Origin of the sequence: Lichenihabitans sp. Uapishka_5, assembly GCF_033947565.1 — a bacterium.
In the GTDB taxonomy this organism is placed as follows: Bacteria; Pseudomonadota; Alphaproteobacteria; order Rhizobiales; family Beijerinckiaceae; genus Lichenihabitans.
Genome location: NZ_JARPVX010000161.1, coordinates 1 through 2,951, shown reverse-complemented (window position 1 = coordinate 2,951; position 2,951 = coordinate 1). Strand labels below are relative to the sequence as shown.

Genomic DNA, 2,951 nt, shown 5'->3' with positions numbered 1-2,951 from the left:
CGGCCGGCCCGCAGGGTGTGGCGCAGCAGGGCCGTGCCGGCCCCGAGCAGCAGCCCGGCGATGGTGGCCAGCGCCAACACCGCCACGGTCTTGGGCGAGGAGGGCGCGATCGGCACCCCGGCTGGCGCCACGAGGCGACCGATCGGGGCGTCGGACGTTTGTTCCTTGACGGTGTCGCGGGCCCGCAGGAAGCGGTCGTAAACGGCGCGCCGGGCGTCGACGTCGCGCTGCAGCTCGTCGAGCTTCACCCGGTCGCCGTTGGAACTGACCGTGGTGGATTTGAGGCTCTGCACTTCGCCCTCGAGCGCCACCACGCCGGCCTGCGCGGTCTGGTATTCGTTGGCGAGGCCCGCCTCGACCCGGGCGAGCTCCTCCTTGAGCAGCCGGCGGATGTCGCGCAACTGCTGGTCGGATTCGAGCAGCGCCGGATGGCGGCTGCCGAGGGTCTGGCGCAGCGTCGATTGTTGCCGGCTGATGTCGGCATATTGGCTCTTCAGCTTGTCGATGGCGGGCGACTTCAGGGCGTCCGGCAGCGTGTCGGCGCCGCGCCCCGAGGCGATGACGCGCTCCACCTGATCGTAGCGGGCGCGGGCCTCGGCCACCTTGGCGCGGGCCTGCACCAGCGCGGTCGCGGCCTCGGACAGGTTCTGCTCGTTCAGCATCTTGCCGTTGACGTCGATGATGCCGTGGTCACGCCGATACGCTTCGGCGCGGGTTTCGGCGCCCTGCAGGGCCGCCTGCATCTCGGTCACCTGGGACAACACCCAGTCGCTGTCGCGCGTCGCCGCATCGACCCGGGCCGCCTGCTGGTCCGCGATATAGGCATCGGCCACCGCATCGGCGAGCCGGGCCGCGGTGGCGGGATCGCGCGACGTCACGTCGATGTCGGCGATATAGGTGCGCTCCGAGCGCTTCACCGCCACATGGGTCGCGAGCGCCCCTGTGGCGCGCCGCACGGGGTCGTCGGGCTCCGTCGATTTGGCCCGGCCGAGACCGACGAGACCGAGGAGGCGCGCCTTCAGCCCGGGCGCCACGGGCGCGAATTCGGGGTCCTGGTCGAGGTGCTCGGTTTCGACGACGCGGCGCAGCACGGGTTCGGAGGCGATCAGGCGCACCTGGCTTTCCACCAGGATGGCGTCGGGCGAACTGTTGAGGGTCGCGACGGCGCTGTCGCCGACGGGACCGCGGTTGCGGGCATCGATCAGCAGGGAGGCCGAGCCCGTGTAGGACCGGGGCGCCACCGCCAGATAGGCGACCGCCAGGGCCACAACGCCGACCCAGATCAGCGCCACCGTGCGCCAGCCCGCCTGCAGGATTGCCAGGATGTCGGCGAGGTCGCCCTGGCGCCGGGACGGCGCTGCGCGCCGTCGCTCCACCCCGAAGCGGTCAAAGGCGGCGCTGCTTTGGCCGGTGGCGGTGCGCATCCTGTGGTGGGTCCCCCTGCGGGCCACGGCGGCGCTGAACATCCGCATCCGGCACGGCGCCCATGACGGGACGCCCCGCAGTTTTTAACGAACATGTCTTACGAAAGCTTAAGCGGTGCGGCGATCGAAGGCCGCCGCCATGGCGTGCCAGAGCGGCTTGCGGGCCCCGAGCGAATCGAAGGGCAACGGCCGCGGCAGGCGCGAGGCCGCGGGGTCGCGGGCGAGAGCCTCGTGGTCGTAGAAGCTGTGGTCGTCCTGGATTTCCCAGTTCACCACCATGCTGACGGCCGGCACCGCCAGGGCGGCGTCGAGGAAGGCGGTCGCCCGCGCCGCCACGGCGGCGTCGCGCTGCGCCACGTCGTCCGGAAAGCCGCCGTCATAAACGTCGAATTCGGTCAGGTGCAGGGCGACGCCGGTGTCGGCCAGTTCGTGCAGAAAGGCGGCGTAGCGGCCGTCGTCATAGGGCTTGTCGGGGCGCAGATGCGCCTGCAGCCCGATCGCGTCGAGTGGCACCCCCGCGTGCCGCAGCTCGGTGGCGAGCCGGGTGAGGCACGGGCGGATCTGCGCCCCCCAACCGGTCGCCAGCTCGCAATGGGCCTCGTTGATGCAGAGTTTGACGTTGGGGTCGATGGCGCGCACGCGCTTCAAGGCCCGCGGGATGTAGTCCGGCCCGAGCGCGTTGTACCAGGGGCCCTGGCGATAGCCGCCGGGATGGCCGTGGTCCGGCCAGAACGGCTCGTTGACCACATCCCAGGTGTGGATGCGGCCGGCATAGCGGCTCACCACCGTTTCGATGTGCTGCTCGAAGATGCGCTCGACCTCGCGGGCCGAGCAGCGCTTCAGCCAGTCGGGGTTGCTTTCGTTCCAGATCAACGTGTGGCCGCGCACCAGCAGGTTCTGGCGCCTCGCCCAGGCCACCAAGGTGTCGGCGCCCTCGAACCGGAACCCGTCCGGGGTGGGCCGCAGCCCCGCGAACTTCAGTTCCAGATCCGTCGTGACGATGCGGGCTTCGCGCTCGTAAAGCGCCCGGGTGACGGGGTCGCCCTGGCTTTCGAGGGTCACGGCAGCCCCATAGATCAGCCCGGCCCGTGCGGCGTGGTCGCGCAGGCCGGCATTCGCCGGCACCCCGGCCGCTGCCGCCATGCGGCCACTGCCGGCCACGGCCGCGAGGCCGCTCATCAATGCCCGGCGCGTCAGGCCTTCCATGGCGATGTTCCCGATGTGTCGGCCCATGATGCCCGAACGGCGCGCCGCCGCCACGCCGTTCCGCCGCGACGCTTAACGGGGCGCAAACCCCGTGGCGCGACTTGGCGGGCGTCACGGCGCGGCCGGGAGGTGACTTCGCGGGACCGCTCTGGCAAGGTCGTCCACCATGGTCCCGACATCGAGAAGGAAAGCCGGAGTGACACAACCGATGCATCTCGCCCGCCGGGTGGCGCTCGCCGCCGCGCTGCTGGCCAGCCTGGCCCCCCCGGCCATGGCGCAGACCGACGATGGCGTGCCGCCGCCTCCCGGGCGGCAGCAGGG

The 2,951-nt window shown here is 71.5% G+C and carries 2 protein-coding genes; both read right to left on the bottom strand.

Annotation, left to right across the window (positions count from 1 at the left end):
* Positions 1-1,466, bottom strand: a 1,466-nt coding sequence (locus tag P7D22_RS22700; RefSeq protein WP_319936521.1) for a GumC family protein, incomplete at its 3' end; no start/stop codon positions are given.
* A gap of 66 nt (positions 1,467-1,532) precedes the next feature.
* Positions 1,533-2,630 (bottom strand): endo-1,4-beta-xylanase, encoded by a 1,098-nt coding sequence (locus P7D22_RS22695; protein ID WP_319936520.1) that lies wholly within the window; start codon positions 2,628-2,630, stop codon positions 1,533-1,535.
* Positions 2,631-2,951: the final 321 nt, after the last annotated feature.